Genomic DNA, 17,248 nt, shown 5'->3' on the forward strand with positions numbered 1-17,248 from the left:
GAGATTCCGGGCGCACCCGGCGCGACAGGACAGCCGGTGACGACACGGGACGAGCGTCATCGTTAGCCATGGTTCAAGTTTAACCGTACGACTCTACGATCTTGACTTCCTCCTCGGTCACGACTCCGTCCACGATCCGGTAGGAACGGAAGGGCGTCTCCTCCTCGGAGGCGGTCGACACCAGCACATAGTGGGCGTCGGGCTCGGAGGCGTAGCTGATGTCCGTGCGGGAGGGGTACGCCTCGGTGGCGGTGTGGGAGTGGTAGATCACGACAGGCGCCTCGTCGCGGTCGTCCATGTCCCGCCACACGCGGAACTGCTCCATCGAGTCGAACCGGTAGAACGTCGGCGAGCGCTCGGCGTTCTCCATGGGGACGAACCGCTCGGGACGGTCCGACCCGGCGGGCCCGGCCACGACGCCGCACGCCTCGTCGGGATGGTCGGCCCGGGAATGGGCCACGATCTTGTCGACCAGCTCGCGTGAGATCGTCAGCATGCTGGGAAATTTACCAAAGCGCCCTGACAAGGGTGTCCTGCAGGTAGGTCAGCCAGTCGTAGGTCACGAACGCCGGATAGCGGGGGTCGTCCTCGGACATCGAGGAGATCTCCTCGTGGACCTCCTCGGTGATCTCCAGCCGCACGCCGAGCGCGAGGCGGACGTCGTTGATCGCCCGCAGCCACGCCTGCCCCTGCTCGGCCGTCAGCGCCAGCCTGCCCGGCGCCGCCGTCTCCAGCAGCGTGGTCGCGTCGGCGCGCTTGCCGTCGCGCAGCGTCGCCTCCGTGTAGCGCCGGAACTCCTGCGCCGCCTCCTCGTCCTCGGCGTACGCCGAGGGGAACAGCCGCGCCAGCACGGGGTCGGCCGGCGGGGACGCCGAGCCGATGCCCAGGGCGCGCTCCAGCGGGTCGTCGCCGGTGGTCCCCGGCTCGACCAGGCCGAGCACCTGCGACACCAGCGAGCGCAGGATCGACACCTCGCCCGCGTCGAGCTGGACGGTCACCCCGTCGCGCGTCGCCTGAAAGCCCGTGCTCATCATTTGTCCTGCTGGACGGTCGCCCACAGGCCGTAGGAGTGAAGGATCTGCACGTCCCGTTCCATCTCCTCCCGGGTACCGCTGGCGACGACGGCCCTGCCCTTGTGGTGGACGTCCATCATCAGCTTCTCGGCCCTCTGCCGGGGGTAGCCGAACACGGTCTGGAAGACGTACGTGACGTACGACATCAGGTTGACCGGGTCGTTCCACACGATCGTGAGCCACGGCAGATCGGGACGCACGTCCGACGACGGCCGCTCGACCTCGGCTGGAGCTGGGCTACCCACGTACCCATCCTGCACCACGACCGTCGTAGTCTTCGACACGTGCGCATGACCACGGGCACGGCCCTGCTCACCGACCGGTACGAACTGACGATGCTCCAGGCCGCACTCGCCGGCGGCGCGGCCGACCGGCGGGCGGTCTTCGAGGTGTTCGCCCGGCGGCTGCCCGGTGGGCGGCGCTACGGGGTGGTGGCCGGCACCGGGCGGTTCCTCGACGCGCTCGAGGACTTCCGCTTCGAGGAGCAGGACATCGAGTTCCTGTGCTCCTCCGGGATCGTGGACGAGCCCACCGGCGAGTTCCTCGCCGGCTACCGCTTCTCGGGCAACGTGTACGGCTACCGCGAGGGCGAGGCGTTCTTCCCCGGCTCACCGATCATGGTGGTGGAGGGGACGTTCGCCGAGGCCGTGCTGCTGGAGACCCTGGCCCTGTCGATACTGAACCACGACTGCGCGATCGCGGGGGCCGCCTCCCGGATGGCCCAGGCGGCCGGTGACCGGCCGCTCATCGAGATGGGGTCGCGCCGCACCCACGAGCACGCCGCGGTCGCCGCCGCCAGGGCCGCCTACCTGTGCGGCTTCGCCTCCACCTCCAACCTGATGGCCGGTCACCTGCACGGCGTGCCGACCGCGGGCACCGCCGCCCACGCGTTCACCCTGCTCCACGACTCGGAGGAGGACGCCTTCCGGGCCCAGATCGACTCCCTCGGGCTCGGCACCACCCTGCTCGTGGACACCTACGACGTGGCGAAGGCCGTACGGACCGCGGTGGAGCTGGCCGGGCCCGACCTCGGCGCGGTGCGGATCGACTCCGGCGACCTGGCGGTCGTGGCGGTGGAGGTGCGCCGCTTACTCGACGAGCTGGGCGCGAGCCACACCCGGATCGTCGTCACCGGCGACCTGGACGAGTTCGCGATCGCGGCGCTGGCCGCGGCGCCGGTGGACGCCTACGGCGTCGGCACCGCCCTGGCCACGGGTTCCGGCCATCCGACGGCCAGCCTCGTCTACAAACTCGTCGCGCGGGAGGACCGCACGGGACGGCTGCAGCCGGTCGCCAAGGCGTCCGTCGGCAAGCCGAGCATCGGCGGGCGCAAGTGGGCCTACCGCAGGACCGACGGCGGCACCGCGACCGCCGAGGTCGTCACCCGCGAGCCGGTGGAGACGGAAGGCCGCCCGCTGCTGGCCGAACTCGTGCGGGACGGCAAGGTCGTCGGCCGCGAACCCCTGGCGGCCGCGCGCGACCGCCACCGGGCGACTTTGGCCGAGTTGCCGCTGGAGGCGTGCAGCCTCTCCCCCGGAGACCCCACAGTCCCTACTATCTTCAAGTGATCGCGGAGGACCGGCGCATGAGGACGACGCCGGTCCTCCGTGATCGCCACGCTGAGGATCGCCGTTGCGAGGTGGCCCAATGAAGACCGCGCTCATCGTCGTGGACGTGCAGAACGACTTCTGCGAGGGCGGCAGCCTGCCGGTCGGCGGCGGCGCCGAGGTGGCCGCCGCGATCAGCCGCCATGTCCAGGAGCACGCGTACGACCACGTGGTCGCCACCCGCGACCACCACGTCGATCCCGGCGCCCATTTCGCGGCCGAGCCCGACTACGCGGACTCCTGGCCGCCGCACTGCGTCGTGGGCACTTCCGGTGCCGGCTTCCACCCCGCCTTCGACACCTCGAAGGTCGAGGAGGTCTTCAGCAAGGGCGCGCACCAGGCGGCCTACAGCGGATTCGAGGGCGCCACCGCCGACGGCGTGGGCCTGGCCGCGTGGCTGCGCGAGCGCGGCGTGGAGGCCGTCGACGTCGTCGGCATCGCCACCGACCACTGCGTCCGGGCCACCGCCGTGGACGCGGCGGCGAACGGCTTCGCCGTACGGGTCCTGCTGGACCTGACGGCCGGCGTGGCCAGGGAGACGACCGAGTCGGCGCTCGCCCGCCTCACCGAGGCCGGGGTGGAGCTCACTGGGGAGCCCGTCCTCCGCTCCTGACCCGCACGACGCCGCTCCCGGCCGTGCAACGGCACGCCCTGGGAAGACGCTCAGGACGGAGCCCCGGGGGAGGCACGGCGCGGCCGGCGTGTCGTCACAGCCGAGACGGCTTTAACAATTCGTGACGTACGAGGATGCGCCCGCAGGCGATAATCGGTGAGCCGATAACCCGGGCCCGCAGACGATTCGGCTGCGATGAATTCTTTAGTCGCAATCCATTTCTGCCGCATTCGCGCGCCCCAAACGTACGTCGAAAATTCCCCTCTGGATCTCCGTCACCGCACGTCATGTGGCCTTCGAGTGGCCGGAACACCTGGTCGCCGCGAACAATCACCTCCGAGCGCGACGACGCCGAATGGGCACCCACGTCTCATCCACGAAAACTCTTCTACCCAACTCGGAGCGATCTTGCTAGCGTATCTCGCGATACGCGAGCGACCCGGAGCTGTCCGCGCGCAGCCGGGTCGAGATCGTCAACTATCCCGGTGCGGCCGGCCAGTGGGAGATGGCGACACGACTCCTCGGCGGTGATGTGCCGGACGTCCTGGCCTTCTCGGTGCTGGGCTGGAACGTCCGCCAGTTCGGCGCACTGGCCGAGACCTTCAAGCAGGTGAATCCGAAAGGGACCGTGATCTTCGGCGGCAACCATGTGTCGAACCAGGCGGAACGCACCCTGCGCCAGTGGCCCGTGGTCGATGTGATCGTCAACGGCGAGGGCGAACTGACCTTCGTCGACCTGCTCTCCCACATCGCCGACGGCAGGACCGACCTCGCCGACGTCGCCGGCATCTCCTACCGGGACGCCGACGGTTCCGTCCGCACCACGGCCGAGCGGGCGCGGATCGAGGACCTGGACATCATCTCGTCGCCGATCCTGAACGGTGTGCTCCCGCTCCACAACGACACGGGCGCCTTCCGTTACGACGTCGCGCTTCTGGAGACCAACCGGGGCTGCCCCTACCACTGTTCCTTCTGCTACTGGGGCGGAGCCGTCGGTCAGCGTGTGCGGTCCTTCTCCCGCGGGCGCCTACGCGCCGAGCTGGAGGCCCTCGCCCGGTCCGGAGCCGAGACGGTGGTGCTGTGCGACGCGAACTTCGGGATCCTGCGCGCGGACCTGGAGTTCGTGGAGGACCTGGTCGAGGTGCGGCGCAGATACGGCTACCCCCGGGCCCTGGAGAGTTCCTGGGCCAAGAACAAGTCGAAGACCTTCTACGAGATCGTCGACATCATGCGCAGGGAGGGCATCCGCAGTTCCTTCACCCTCGCCCTGCAGACGCTCAGCGACGACGCCCTGGCCACGATGAACCGCACGAACATGAAGATCAACGCCTGGAAGGACCTGACGGAGCGCCTGTCGGCGGACGGGATGGACATCTATGCGGAGCTGATCTGGGGCGCTCCGGGAGAGACGCCGGAGTCCTTCCTCAAGGGATACGACGAACTCGCCCGGCATGTCTCCCGGATCGCGGCCTATCCCCTGATCCTCCTGCCGAACACCGACTACGTGGAGCGCAAGGATCTCTACGGCTTCGTCACCATCCGCGGCGACCGGGACGACTTCGAGTACGTGCTGGCGAACAAGGACATGACGCTGCGGCAGAACCTGAGCATGCAGCGGTTCCTCTTCTGGGCCCGGTTGCTCGCCGAGAACCTGGTCCTGCGCCACGTGTTCCCGGCCCTGCGCGCTGTCGGCGGCCGCCGCCAATCGGAGGTGATCCTCTCCATCGCCGACCACGTCGAAGGCCGGCAGGGCGCGGGCGCCCAGCTTCGGGCTGGCTGCTGCTCGCCGGTCAGACCGGCACGGCCCCCCTCCCCTCGGGAAGGGCGGCGCCCACCCGGCCGGCCGGCGTCCCACCACCATGGCCGGTTCGCGTGCCCTCGTCGCCGCCTTCGTGGGCATCGGCGCCTACCTCGGCTCGATCGAGATCCTTCTCGTCGCCCTCGCGGACGCCGACGGAGAGCCGTACTGGGCCGGTTACGCGCTGGCGGCCTGGGCCCTCGGGAGCGCGGCGGCGGCCCTGCTGGCCGGGCCCCACCTCGGCCGCCTGGCCCCCGAACGGGTCTTCGTGCCCGCCATGGCCTGGATGACCGGTTGCGGCCTGCTCCTGCCGCTGGCCGGTCCCAAGCTGCCGTTGGTGATCGCCTGCTTCCTCGCCGGGATCGGCGCGGCCCCCTCCCTCAGCTCCGGCTTCTCCCTCCTGGGCCGCCGGACCGCCGGAGCTTCGGAAGGGATGAGCTGGGCCTCGTCCGGGATGGGCGCGGGCACCACCATCGGAGCGTTCAGCGGGGGCTGGCTGGCGGACCGGACGGGCAGCGGAGCGGCCTTCTGGCTGTGCGTGGTCTTCGGCGCGGCGGCCCTGACCATCGCCTGGCGGGCCACGTCGGGAGGTGACGCCGGAACAGCCGCCCAGCCGTCGGCCTGACCAAGGTCTCCCGTTTCCCGGTGTGGCGCGCCCCCATGTCAACAGCTTCACCGCGTAGCGTCATTGATGTATTACCGAGAGTGACGACCCTTCGTGGATTGGGGGCCCGATGTTCGCGTTCTCGCTCGGCCTGTGCTGGCTCGTCCTCACCCCGGCCTGTGTCTGGCTGCTCTTCGGCCGCGGCCACCGGGGTGCGCTTCGCGCCGCTGGCGCGCTGACCCTGGCGGCGCTGCAGACGGCCACGATCGCCCTGGGGTTCGCCCAGCCCGGAGCCGAGCCTGCCCGGACGGTCGCCGTACGGGACACCCGCGCCGCCGCCCCCGGGGGCCGCGCCCCGGCCGCGCCCGGACAGGACGGGCAGGACGGACAGGACGCGCCAGGTGGCCCGGCAGGTACCGCCCCCTCGCCGGCGTCGTCCCCGTCCGTGGCGAGCGGCCGGCCCGCCTGCGACCAGCGGGTCACCACCCCCGACGCCGTACGACTGTCGTTCCACAAACGGGCCCTGCACGGCCTCACCGTCTACTGGCCCGCCACCATGCAACAGTGCGACACCGCGACGGTGGCGGTGCACCGGGCCGGGCATCGCCTGCGCATCTGGGTGCAGGAGGGCGCTGAGGGCGCGCGGCAGGAGGGGACGCACCGCGTTCCGATACGCGTGGAGGGGGGCGTTGCCTCCCTCAGCCTCCGGCTGAGCCCGGTCACCCGGCACCATCGCCGCTACGTCGCCATCGACGGCCACACCGGCGACCGCATCCCACTTCGGTCTCACATGTCATAGTGAATGGCGATTCGCTATTGTCGGTTTTCCAGTGCCGGTGGAAACAAACACACGTGTCACTCACGCTTGCGGTGACCATTCATCACACCGGTATGGGTAATCCTTATCCCACCTGGAACGCCTCCGCGAATTTCCCGGATTATCACCCTCCGATGAAGGTGCGGAGCTGATAGCAATGCCCTCCATGCACCCGCCTTCGCAGCGAGCCCCCGGCCACGCTGCCCTACAGTTGGAGGACGCCCTATGACCGTGTCCACCCTCGAACAACGCGTCGAGCGCTTGGAGAATGATTTCGTGGAGCTGAGTGTGCATTGCCGCAAGCAGGCGATAGAGCACGCGTATGACGCGATGCAGATCAATTGGGACAAGATCGACGCGATGAGCGACCGTCTGGTCCGGGTCGAGCAGGTCGCCGGGGAGACGAGAGCGGACGTCGGCGTCCTCAAGCGGCAGATGGGCGTCGTAACGATCCGGCTCGACCGCATTGACGGCGAGATCAGCCGGCTGGACCGCAACGTCGAGAGTCTCAACGAACGCTTCGACGGACTCACCCAACGAGTCGACGGGCTCAACGACCGAGTCGACGGCCTGACCGACCGGGTCGACGGGCTGACCCAACAAGTCGGCGACCTCACCAACCGCGTCGACGGCCTGACCCAACGCGTCGACGGGCTCAACGACCGGGTCGACGGCCTGACCCAACGCGTCGACGGGCTCACCGACCGAGTCGACGGGCTCACCCAACAAGTCGGCGACCTCACCAACCGCGTCGACGGCCTCAACGACCGAGTCGACGGCCTGACCCAACGCGTCGACGGGCTCACCGACCGAGTCGACGGGCTCACCCAACAAGTCGGCGACCTCACCAACCGCGTCGACGGGCTCAACGACCGAGTCGACGGACTCACCGAACGCGTCGAGGGTCTCAGTGGGCAGATGGACAGGATGGCGGCGTCCAACGCGACGATGTTCGAGGCCATCCTCGAGCGACTGGACGGCCTGTCTGCCCAGGTCCGCCTGAACCAGCACGCTTCGGTGCCTGGAACCGCGCCCGACGGAGACTGACGACGTCCCTCGCCGTCCTGTCAGGGGCGGCGAGGGACGAGCCGGATCACTTGCGCTGGGTGGCCCACTTGCGGATCATCGCGACTCGCTCGCGGATCTGCTCGGCGGTGGCCTGCGCGATGGCGGGGCCGCCACAGGCCCGGCGCAGCTCGGCGTGGATGACGCCGTGCGGCTGGCCGGTGCGGTGGTTCCACGCGCCGACGAGGCCGTTCAGCTCCTTGCGGAGCTCGGCGAGCTGCTCGTGCGGCGCGAGAGCGGGCGCGTCGTCCTCGCTCCCCTTCTTGGTCTTGCGCTTGGCCGCCTGCTGGTCGGCCTGACGCTTGCGCAGCAGTGAGGCCACCTGGTCGGGCTCCAGCAGGCCGGGAAGGCCGATGAAGTCCTCCTCCTCCGGCGAGCCCGGCGCGGCGGCGGTGCCGAACTCGCCGCCGTCGAACAGCACCCGGTCGAAGGTCGCGGACGCCTCCAGCGTCTGGAAGGGCAGCTCGTCGCCGAGGGCGTCGGGCTGCTTCTTGTCCTGCTGGGCCTGTTCGAGCAGCAGGTCGTCGAGGCCGTCCTCGTCGCGGCGGCGGCCCAGCACGTGGTCGCGCTCTTCCTCCATCTCGCCCGCCAGGCCCATCAGGACGGGCACCGAGGGCAGGAAGACCGACGCGGTCTCCCCCCGCTTGCGGGCGCGGACGAAACGCCCGACGGCCTGGGCGAAGAACAGCGGGGTCGAGGTGCTCGTGGCGTAGACGCCGACGCACAGCCGGGGGATGTCGACGCCCTCGGAGACCATCCGGACCGCGACCAGCCAGCGCCGGTCGGATGTGCCGAAGTCCTTGATCTTCTTGGACGCGCCCGGGTCGTCGGAGAGCACGACCTCGGCGCCCTCGCCGGTCACCGTGCGGATGTGCCGGGCGTAGGCGCGGGCCGACTCGTGGTCGGAGGCGATGACCAGCCCCGCCGCGTCGGGAACGCCCCGCCGCACCTCGGTGAGGCGCCGGTCGGCCGCGTGGATGACCTGGCGGATCCAGTCGCCCTTCGGGTCGAGGGCGGCCCGCCACGCCTGCGAGAGCTGGTCCTTGGTCAGCGGCGTGCCGAGGGTGGCGGCGATCTCGTCGCCCGCGCGCGTGCGCCACTTCATCTCTCCCGAGTACGCCAGGAAGATGACCGGACGCACGACGTTGTCGGCCAGCGCGGGGCCGTAGCCGTAGGAGTAGTCGGAGACGCTCCGCATCGCCCCCTCGCCGTCCTCGACGTAGGTGACGAACGGAATCGGGCTGTCGTCGGACCGGAACGGCGTGCCGGTCAGCCCGAGTCGTCTGGTCGCCGGCTCGAACGCCTCGCGGATGCCGTCGCCCCACGACTTCGCGTCGCCGGCGTGGTGGATCTCGTCGAAGATCACCAGTGTCTTGCGCGCCTCGGTGCGGGCCCGGTGTAGCGCCGGGTGCATCGCGATCTGCGCGTAGGTGACCGCCACTCCGACGTAGTCGCGTGAGGTGGCGCCCTGGCTGTTCTTGAACTCCGGGTCGATGCTGATCCCGACCCGGGCCGCGGCGTCGGCCCACTGCCGCTTGAGGTGCTCGGTGGGGGTGACGATCGTCAGTGCGCGCACGATCCCGCGGCTGAGCAGCTCGCTGGCGATCCGCAGCGCGTACGTCGTCTTGCCGGCGCCGGGGGTGGCGACGGTCAGGAAGTCGCGCGGCTCACGGCTGAAGTAGAGGTCGTATGCCTGCTGCTGCCATGCGCGCAGCTTCGGGGCGGTGCCCCAGGCGGCTCTGTCGGGGTAGGACGGGGAGAGGTGGGACGCGGCCGAAACGCTCAACGACGCCTCCCCGAACTCATCGGAACACTGGTGTCTCTATCGGTTCGCTCCCTCACAGTGGATTCAGACTAGCCCGCCGGACCGACAGGACGCGCCGAGCACACGCAGCCCGGTCGGAATTCGCCCGGTGTGGCGTCGAGCACATCGGAGTCGCCGGTGTCCTCACGCACGAGGGCGGACAGCCCTGGGAGCCGATCGCTCTCCCCGGCTGTCCGCCCTGGGTGCTACATGTGCGAACCCGCCGTCACAGCGTCTGCGGGGCAGTGCAGTTGGCCGTGGTGAGCGGCTGGAACGTGCCGATCGTCCCGGCGCCGCTCAGGGAGCTGACCGTGCAGTCGGAGCGGAGGATCGCGCCGTCCGCCCTGCGCACGGTGACCCTGACCTGGCCCGCGGCAGCGCCAGTGGCCGGGAACGCGACCCCGTTGGCCCCGGCCGGGACCGCCGTGCTGGGCGACCGGGCCAGGGAGATGTCGTAGTAGTAGCCGGTTCCGAAGACCGGCGTCAGGTTCGTCCAAGTGCTGCCGTCGTGGACGAACACGTTGCCCCTGCGCGCCGACCCGGTGAAAGTCCGCGTGGCGGTCGGGGCGATGGCCGTCGCGCCGGCGGCGAATGTGAAGTTGGTGACGATGTCCGTGCTGTCGAGACGCGGGAAGGGAATGAACTTCTGCTTCTCCCCTCCGCCCTGTGGAGTGGTCGCCGCATGCGCGGCGGGGGCGATCTTCGTCGTGGTGGCATTCGCCGCGATCGAGCCCGACAGTCCAACCGCCGCGCAGGTCACCGCCGCCGCGGCGGACCACATCAGCAGGCGACCGGCGCCACGCGAACCAGAGGCCGAACTGCTCCTACGAGAAATCAATTTGATTTCCCCCCATGGTGAGAATTGGTCTTTCCGGGTCACCGCGTTTTTCGTGCGATGCGACACCGAAGATACCTGTCCGGAGAAACGCGGGCAGCGAGCCACTTATCGGATGCTGGCAAACAGATGTTACGCCTATTCCAAAGGCATCCCGACATTAGCGCTATCTCTCCTGGTAACGGCACCAGCAGGCCATAACCGGAAAATCACCCATCTATGCCAGAATTCGCGCGCACTCCGGCGAGAAATGTCAGACGCCGACACCGGGCAAACGGGATGAAGAGCGGCCGGCGGCCGCGGAAATCGAAATTCCCGCGGGCCGTCGGCCGGTTGTCACGAGTTCGCGTTGCCCGCCGTCATGCGGAGGCCTCAGGCGTTCGAGCACCACGGCCACCGGGAGACCGCGTCACGCCGTCCCCCCAGCGGTTGCCGGGGAACGGCGGACCAAGCGCGTGATCAGCGGGCTCCCCACATCAGGCCCTCGATCTCGGCCCGCGACTGGGGACGGTCGGGATGGGCCAGCCCCAGCAGGACCGTGCTGCCGCCGTCCGGCCGGGTCAGCAGGGTCACCCGCATGAAGGCGGGCTCGTTCACCACGTCGGTGTACTCGGCGCGTACGGCCCGCGTGTGACCCGGCCGCCCGCCGACGGTCACCGCGCGGTCGTCCAGCACCTCGACCTTGTCCCCGTGCAGCAGCAGTTGCGCGTAGAGATCGCTCAGGTCGATGACGGCCGAGCGCAGGTTGGGCGGGTCCACCCGGTCGCCGGAGCGGGCCATGACCGTGGCGCTGTCCCCGCGCGCGGCGACGGAGGTGAAGCCGGTCACCGGCGCGACCACGCCCTCCCGCCACTCCGGCGGCAACGTGTAGGAGACCCCGGCGATCTGGTCGTGGATCACCGTGGGGGGCGCGCTCTCGGCACGGTGCAGCACCGTCACCACCACCGCGCCGATGACGGCGGCCGAGCAGACCAGCGCGAGACCTCCGACGAGAAGACGCCGCAACCAGCGCGGCATCGGGCGGGGAGGCGTCTCGGGTGCGCGGTAGCGGCTGGCCGACGGGGGCAGGTCGTCCTCGGGCTCCGGGGACTCCAGGCCCAGCGAGGGCCAGGCCGGGCGGTCGGCCTGCCGCCGCTCGGCGACCGGCGCGCCGTACAGGCCGGTGAGGCTCTCCTCTGCGGAGTTCCGGTCCGGTTCACGGCCGGCGTACGGCCGTGTGGGCCACTGGGGAGACGCGGACGGCGCGGACGGCGCGGACGGCGTGGACGGCGTGGACGACCGCGGCGGCCCGCCCGGGGCGCCGTACGGGCGGGTGGGGCCCTCCTTGGACGGCGGGGTCTCCTCCCCTGCTGGGGGCCAGACCCGGCGCATCCACTGGTCATCCACAAAGCCTCCCCGGGCGGCCTGGCCGGGCGCGTGGGACGGAACCGGCGAGCGACTCGGCGCTCAGGGCCGGGCGCGAGACTTCGTGACCATGAACGCTGCTGTGGAGTTACTCACACCCGCGCCGCGACGTCAACGGCTCCGGCCGATTCGTCATCGCCCTGTTCCTCCTGACGATTGCGCATCGCCCTCCATGTCGTCGGCCGGGCCCTCGGGCCCCTGTGCGGCGAGGTTCGGCACCGGGTCGTCCGCGGCGCCGTTCGTAACACCCTCCGTGGCGCCGCTCGTGGCACCCTCCGCGCGGTCCGCGGTGCCGTTCGTAACACCCTCCGTGGCACCGCTCGTGGCGCCCTCCGCGCGGTCCGCGGCGCCGCTGGTAGCACCGGCGGCGGCCTCATAAAGCCCCGCGTCGGCTCCCTGCGGCTCGGGGCGGCGATAGGCGTCCCACATCTGGTGGACGCGTACGCCCTGGCCCGCGGTGAACTCGCGCATGCAGCGGTCCTGGGCGTAGTCCATGAAGTTGTGCATCGGGTCGCCGCCCGCGGCCGGGCAGGTGTCCTTCTTGGAGGGGCAGCCGTTCGTCGGGTACGCCTCGGCGGGAGTGTCGTCCACCGAGTCGCCCGGGGCCTTGCAGCCGTTCTCGAAGGTGTGCAGCAGGCCCAGCCAGTGGCCGATCTCGTGCACCGCCGTGAAGCCTCTGGCGAAGTCGCGCAGCGGGCCTCCGGGGACGCTCCGCCAGTCGATCACCACGCCGTCCAGCACGGGCTCGTCGTCGTACCAGTACGGATAGGTGGAGTAGCCGAGCACGAGCCGGCTCAGCTGCGCGATGTACAGGTTGAGCGTCTCGGGACCCCCGATACGCAGCTTCTTCTTCATCGGTTCCTCGTAGCCGAGGGGGTCGCGGAACCAGCTCCGGTTGTCGGTGTGGGTGGTGCCCTTGAGCTCGAAGCGCACGCCGGTGTCGGCCCCGCCGTACCCGCCGGAGTAGGCGCTGTTCAGCACGGCGATCTGCCGGGACACGGCGGCGTCGGGCAGGCCCAGCGCGTGGTCCCTGATGATGTGCACCCACACCGGGACGGTGATCCGCTCGACGGTCTTGGCACCGCTTCGCCGGGCGTTCGCACCGCTCCCCGGCCGCGCCGTGACCCCCGGAGCCGCCGTGCGACCCGTGCCCGACGTGCGAACCGGGCCTGACGTGCCACCCGGAGCCGCCGTGCCACCCGGTGGCGCTGTGGCTCCGGACTGCGCGGCGTCTACCTGCCGCGCGGGCTGTCTCGGCCGCGCGGGTTGACTCGGCCGCGCGGGCTGTCTCGGCTGCGCCGTCCCAAGCCTGCGGGCCAGGTCGGCCGCCATCCGGGCGACCTCGTCCGGCCCTGGCTCACGCGGCTCCAGGCCGTGCGTGAGCGCGCCCACGCCGTGCCGGCTGTGCGGAACGGGGTGACGGGCGAGGCAGGCGTCCGGCCGGGAGGGCGGCGATCCGCGCAGTCCGGCGCCGGCGAGACCACCGGTCGGCCCGGAGGCGGCGGACGCCTGGGCGGCGCACGCGCCGCCCAGCGCGTAAAGGCATGCAAGGACGACGGCGATGGGTCGCCGAACCATTCGTTCCCCCGATACGGCTGGTCAGAAGGCAGACCCTAGCCGCCGGGGAGACGATGATCCCGTATCGACACTCACTCGCCGGAGGGCTCGCCCTTGGGCAACCCCTCGTAGATCTCCTTGCACTCCGGGCAGACCGGATACTTCTTCGGGTCGCGGCTGGGCACCCAGACCTTGCCGCACAGGGCCCGCACCGGTGCGCCGGTCACGTAGCTCTCAGTGATCTTGTTCTTGTCGGCGAAGTGCGAGAAGCGCTCGTGGTCACCGTCGCCGTGCGAGAGCCGGGGTGTTACGTCGCTCTCGGGAAGAATCTTCGTGCCGCTCACGGATAGCAAGTCTACTGAGCGAGCGGGCGCCCGCGCCCCGGACGCGCGTACGGCCCCCGCCGGGTGGCGGGGGCCGTACGGAACGGACCTGGCGTCAGCCCATGTGGACCGGGGCGCCCTCGGTCTTGCGGCCGGCCTTGACGAACAGGGCCAGCGCCGCCGCGACCAGGGCGACCGCCGTGCTCACGACGAAGCCGAGGTGCAGACCGTCCATGAAGGACAGGTGCGCCGCGTCGGAGAACGTCTTGGCCACCTGGGCCGGCAGCCCCGGCGGGGCCTGGCCCACCGAGGCGAGGGCCTTCAGCCCCGCCATCTCCTCAGGCTTGACGCCCTGCGCCACCGGGCCGAGGTAGCCGGGCAGCACGTCGGCGACCTTCGCGGACACGACCGCGCCCAGGATGGCGGTGCCGAGGGCGCCGCCGACCTGCATCGCGGAGTTCTGCACGCCGCCCGCGACGCCGCTCAGCTCCACCGGCGCGTTGCCCACGATGATCTCGGTGGCGCCGACGAACACCGGCGACAGGCCGAACGCGAGCAGCACGAACGGAATCGCGCTGTCGGCGAAGGCGGCCTCGACGCTGAGCCGCGACATGAGGAACATCGCGAAGGCGGTGATCACCATGCCGCCCGCGATGGTGATCCTCGGACCGAGCTTGCCGATGAGGACGCCCGCGATGGGCGAGGCGACGATCATGCCGGCGCTCATCGGCAGCATCCGCAGACCCGAGTCGAGCGGCGTGAGCCCGTGCACGCCCTGGAAGAAGAACGTGAGGAAGAACATCGCGCCGAACATCGCGAACGACATGAGGATCATAAGGACGGTCCCGATCGAGACCGAGGCGTTGCGGAACAGGCTCAGCGGCAGCAGCGGCTCGCTCGCCTTCGACTGCCAGAACAGGAACACGGCCCCGATCACCACGGTGGCGGCGAGGAAGCCGAGCGTCTTGGCGTCGCCCCAGCCCCATTCGGGGGCCTTGATGATGGCCCACACGAGCGAGAACATCGCGCCGGACAGCAGCACGACGCCGAGCCAGTCGACCCGGGACAGCATCGAGGCCCTGTTCTCCCGCAGCGCCCACAGCCCGAACACCAAAGCCACCACGCCGACCGGCACGTTGATGAAGAAGACCGACTGCCAGCTCACGTTCTCCACCAGGAGCCCGCCGACGATCGGGCCCGCCGCGCTCGACAGACCGATGATCGCGCCCCACGCGCCCATGGCCATGTTGAGCTTCTCACCGGGGAACGCCGACCTGAGCAACGCGAGTGCGGCGGGCTGGAGCAGCGCGCCGAACAGTCCCTGCAGCACCCGCAGCGCGATCAGCACGCCGATCGAGGACGACAGTCCGATGGCGAGCGAGGTCAGCGCGAAGCCGGCGACGCCGATCAGGAAGACGCGCTTGTGCCCGAACAGGTCGCCGAGCTTGCCCGCGGTGATCAGGAAGACCGCCAGCGCGAGCAGGTAACCGCTGGTCACCCACTGCAGGTCCGCCAGCGTCGCCTTGAGTTCGACCTGGATGACCGGGTTCGCGATCGCCACGACCGTGCCGTCGAGCATGACCATGATCACGCCGAGCGAGACGGCGAGCAGCGTGAGCCATGGATGCCCCTGGCCTCGTTCCGGAGGCGCGTCGGCGTCCACCGATACGGCTTGAGTCATGAAGAGTCCCCCTTAGAACCTCTGAGTCAACCGCCAGCAATTTATGTCAGTCGATGACAGATGACAAATCCTTTTATCCGACATACGGTGACATCTGAAAGTTTGTGAACTGGCAGTTTCGAGGAGGTGGCCGCCGTGGGTCTACGCGAACGCAAGAAGCAGCGGACGCGGGACGCTCTGATCGACGCGGCCCTCGATCTCTTCCTCACCAAGGGCTACGAGGCGACGACCGTCGACCAGATCGCCGCCGAGGTGGAGGTCTCGCCCCGGACGTTCTTCCGGTACTTCGCCTCCAAGGAGGACGTGGCGCTCTCGCTGACCGCCGACGAGCAGCGGCTGCTCCTCGCGGAGCTGGCCGCACGCCCCGAGTCGGAGTCGCCGTTCACGGCACTGTGTCAGGCGATGCGCTCGTTACTGCGGATACTACGAGAGGCGGATGACGCGGAGGCAGGCAGGTACCTGCGTTGCCAGAAGGTGGTGCACTCCACGCCCGCCCTGCTCGCCGGGACCATGCGCCTGATCAAGGAGAACGAGCGCAGGATGGTCGCCGAGGTGGCCCGCAGGCTGGGAGCCGAGCCGTGCGACCTTCAGCCGCAGTTCGTCGTGGCCGTCTTCGTCAGCGTCGCCCTCGCCTGCTTCGACGAGCGCACGCAGGACCCCGCCGTGCTGGCACGCCGGCTGGAGGACCTGCTCGCGCTGGCCGAGCGTTCCCTGTGTCCCGGCTGGGACCAGCCCGTACGCTCCGGGGCGGCCGAGCCCGTCGCCGCCCCGGGCTGACCGCCGGGCGCGTCCTCACAGCAGGACGACGCACCCGCGCTCACGCAGCGGGCGGACACAGGCGGGGACCTCGTCGAACTTGATCCAGCGCAGGTCGAGCTTCTCCAGCCGCGGCAGCTCCGCGAGCCCGCCGGGCAGCGTGGACAGGCGGGTCGCCCGCAGGTCGAGGTGGGTCAGTTCGGTCAGGCCCGCGACGGAGTCGGGGAGCCGTTCCAGGGGGTTGCCGCGCAGATCGAGGTGACGCAGCGCACGCAGCCCTCCGATCGCCTCGGGCAGCGCGGCGAGGCGGTTGTTCCTGAGGTGCAGCTCGCGCAGCCCGGTCAGGCGGCCGATCGTCTCCGGCAGCGTGGTCAGGCGGTTGTCGTGGGCACGCAGCTCGTGCAGGCCGGTCATGCCGCCGATCGTCTCCGGCAGCGCGGCCAGCCGGTTGTCCGCCAGGTTGAGATAGCCGAGCCGGTCGAGCCGTCCCAGCGAGGCGGGCACCGACGTGAACCCGTTGTCGCTCAGATAGAGGTAGTCCGTGAGGCGGGGCAGGTCGCCGATCTCCGCGGGCACCTCGCGCAACCGGTTGTGCCCCAGGTCGAGCATGCGCAGCTCGCGAAGGCGGCCGAGGCCGGGAGGAAGGTCGGCGATCTCGTTCTCCGCCAGGTTGAGCGACCGCAGCCGGCTGAGCCGCCACAGGGCGTCCGGCACCGCGGTCAGCGCGTTGCGCCCGGCGCTGAGGTGTTCGAGCGAGGTGAGACGGCCCAGTCCCGGCGGAAGGGCCGCGATCCGGTTGCCGTAGAGCAGCAGGACCCGCAGCCGCTCCAGGCTCCCGATCCAGCCGGGCAGCGTCGTGAGCGCGTTCCCGTCGAGGTCGATGTGGCGCAGCGCGGCCAAGTCGCCCACGGCCGCGGGCAGCGACGCCAGCCCCGCACCGGGCGCCACCAGGGCGACCGGCACACCGCCGGCGAACCGCACGCCCCCCGCTGGCGCCCACTGCGGTTCTGACCCGCCGGGACGGGGCACGCCGGGACGGGGCACGCCGGGACGGGGCACACCGAGATCGGGCATGGCAGCCGACTTTACAGACGACCTCCGCAGCCTCGCACGCAGCGGCCGGCCGGTGAACGTTTCATCGGGATGACGCGGCCCGGGTGAGGCCCGCGGCGGGAGATCGCGCTGGTCCGATGGCACGTGCCGCAGAACCGGTTCAGTAGCGCCAGGCCCGTCGACGATCGCACGGGAGCCCACTCCTGTACGGCCCCGGTTCCCCCTGCCTATCGTGCGTGAGGCGCCCCCCAAGGCGCC

16 protein-coding genes and 1 pseudogene are annotated in these 17,248 nt (G+C 70.5%); 7 read left to right on the forward strand and 10 right to left on the reverse strand.

Annotated features, from left to right (window positions below; genetic code table 11):
* Positions 1-79 precede the first annotated feature (79 nt).
* Genes FLX07_RS15520 through clpS form a run of 3 tightly spaced genes read right to left on the reverse strand, consistent with a single transcriptional unit; the run spans position 80 to position 1,318 of the window.
* Positions 80-496, reverse strand: a complete 417-nt coding sequence (locus tag FLX07_RS15520; RefSeq protein ID WP_142571490.1) for a M67 family metallopeptidase — start codon at positions 494-496, stop codon at positions 80-82.
* Between the two features lie 10 nt (positions 497-506).
* A complete protein-coding gene (locus FLX07_RS15525; RefSeq protein WP_142571491.1) occupies positions 507-1,031 on the reverse strand; it encodes a DUF2017 domain-containing protein in 525 nt (174 codons plus the stop codon).
* Positions 1,031-1,318, reverse strand: coding sequence for an ATP-dependent Clp protease adapter ClpS (clpS, locus tag FLX07_RS15530; RefSeq protein WP_142571492.1), 288 nt, complete (start codon positions 1,316-1,318; stop codon positions 1,031-1,033). Before clpS ends, FLX07_RS15525 begins: the two co-directional genes overlap by 1 nt.
* Positions 1,319-1,363: 45 nt before the next feature.
* Between clpS and FLX07_RS15535 the strand changes: the two genes are divergently transcribed.
* The 6 genes and pseudogenes from FLX07_RS15535 to FLX07_RS37745 all read left to right on the forward strand — a co-directional run bounded on the left by FLX07_RS15535 (position 1,364) and on the right by FLX07_RS37745 (position 7,559).
* Positions 1,364-2,641: a nicotinate phosphoribosyltransferase gene (locus FLX07_RS15535; protein WP_223853453.1), complete on the forward strand. Its 1,278-nt coding sequence runs from the start codon at positions 1,364-1,366 to the stop codon at positions 2,639-2,641.
* 79 nt (positions 2,642-2,720) lie between these two features.
* Entirely contained in the window at positions 2,721-3,293 is a 573-nt protein-coding gene (locus tag FLX07_RS15540) for a nicotinamidase (protein WP_142571494.1), read from the forward strand.
* A 418-nt stretch (positions 3,294-3,711) separates the two neighbouring features.
* A pseudogene (locus FLX07_RS15545) lies at positions 3,712-5,043 on the forward strand (KedN5 family methylcobalamin-dependent radical SAM C-methyltransferase); the annotation flags it as partial.
* 109 nt (positions 5,044-5,152) lie between these two features.
* On the forward strand, positions 5,153-5,716 hold the full coding sequence (locus FLX07_RS38860) for an MFS transporter (RefSeq protein WP_142571495.1): 564 nt from the start codon (positions 5,153-5,155) through the stop codon (positions 5,714-5,716).
* A gap of 109 nt (positions 5,717-5,825) precedes the next feature.
* Positions 5,826-6,494, forward strand: coding sequence for a hypothetical protein (locus FLX07_RS15555; RefSeq protein ID WP_142571496.1), 669 nt, complete (start codon positions 5,826-5,828; stop codon positions 6,492-6,494).
* A gap of 243 nt (positions 6,495-6,737) precedes the next feature.
* Positions 6,738-7,559, forward strand: coding sequence for a coiled-coil domain-containing protein (locus tag FLX07_RS37745; protein WP_229689780.1), 822 nt, complete (start codon positions 6,738-6,740; stop codon positions 7,557-7,559).
* 46 nt (positions 7,560-7,605) lie between these two features.
* On the opposite strand, the gene FLX07_RS15565 is transcribed toward FLX07_RS37745, so the two are convergent.
* The 6 genes from FLX07_RS15565 to FLX07_RS15595 all read right to left on the reverse strand — a co-directional run bounded on the left by FLX07_RS15565 (position 7,606) and on the right by FLX07_RS15595 (position 15,181).
* On the reverse strand, positions 7,606-9,363 hold the full coding sequence (locus FLX07_RS15565) for a DEAD/DEAH box helicase (RefSeq protein ID WP_142571497.1): 1,758 nt from the start codon (positions 9,361-9,363) through the stop codon (positions 7,606-7,608).
* A 244-nt stretch (positions 9,364-9,607) separates the two neighbouring features.
* On the reverse strand, positions 9,608-10,219 hold the full coding sequence (locus tag FLX07_RS15570) for a hypothetical protein (protein WP_142571498.1): 612 nt from the start codon (positions 10,217-10,219) through the stop codon (positions 9,608-9,610).
* 456 nt (positions 10,220-10,675) lie between these two features.
* Positions 10,676-11,602, reverse strand: coding sequence for a hypothetical protein (locus tag FLX07_RS36455; protein WP_167748253.1), 927 nt, complete (start codon positions 11,600-11,602; stop codon positions 10,676-10,678).
* A gap of 150 nt (positions 11,603-11,752) precedes the next feature.
* Complete coding sequence (locus FLX07_RS15585) at positions 11,753-13,198, reverse strand: zinc metalloprotease (protein WP_223853433.1); 1,446 nt, start codon at positions 13,196-13,198, stop codon at positions 11,753-11,755.
* A 71-nt stretch (positions 13,199-13,269) separates the two neighbouring features.
* The gene (locus tag FLX07_RS15590; RefSeq protein WP_142571501.1) at positions 13,270-13,530 is read right to left on the reverse strand and encodes a DUF3039 domain-containing protein; all 261 of its coding nucleotides are present in this window, start codon (positions 13,528-13,530) and stop codon (positions 13,270-13,272) included.
* An 85-nt stretch (positions 13,531-13,615) separates the two neighbouring features.
* Complete coding sequence (locus FLX07_RS15595) at positions 13,616-15,181, reverse strand: DHA2 family efflux MFS transporter permease subunit (RefSeq protein ID WP_142571502.1); 1,566 nt, start codon at positions 15,179-15,181, stop codon at positions 13,616-13,618.
* 135 nt (positions 15,182-15,316) lie between these two features.
* Here FLX07_RS15595 and FLX07_RS15600 point away from each other — a divergent pair, with 135 nt between their 5' ends.
* Entirely contained in the window at positions 15,317-15,958 is a 642-nt protein-coding gene (locus FLX07_RS15600; protein WP_167748254.1) for a TetR family transcriptional regulator, read from the forward strand.
* Positions 15,959-15,973: 15 nt separating this feature from the next.
* On the opposite strand, the gene FLX07_RS15605 is transcribed toward FLX07_RS15600, so the two are convergent.
* On the reverse strand, positions 15,974-17,011 hold the full coding sequence (locus FLX07_RS15605) for a leucine-rich repeat domain-containing protein (protein WP_142571504.1): 1,038 nt from the start codon (positions 17,009-17,011) through the stop codon (positions 15,974-15,976).
* Positions 17,012-17,248: the final 237 nt, after the last annotated feature.

Origin of the sequence: Microbispora bryophytorum (genome assembly GCF_006874465.1) — a bacterium.
GTDB lineage: Bacteria > Actinomycetota > Actinomycetes > Streptosporangiales > Streptosporangiaceae > Microbispora > Microbispora bryophytorum.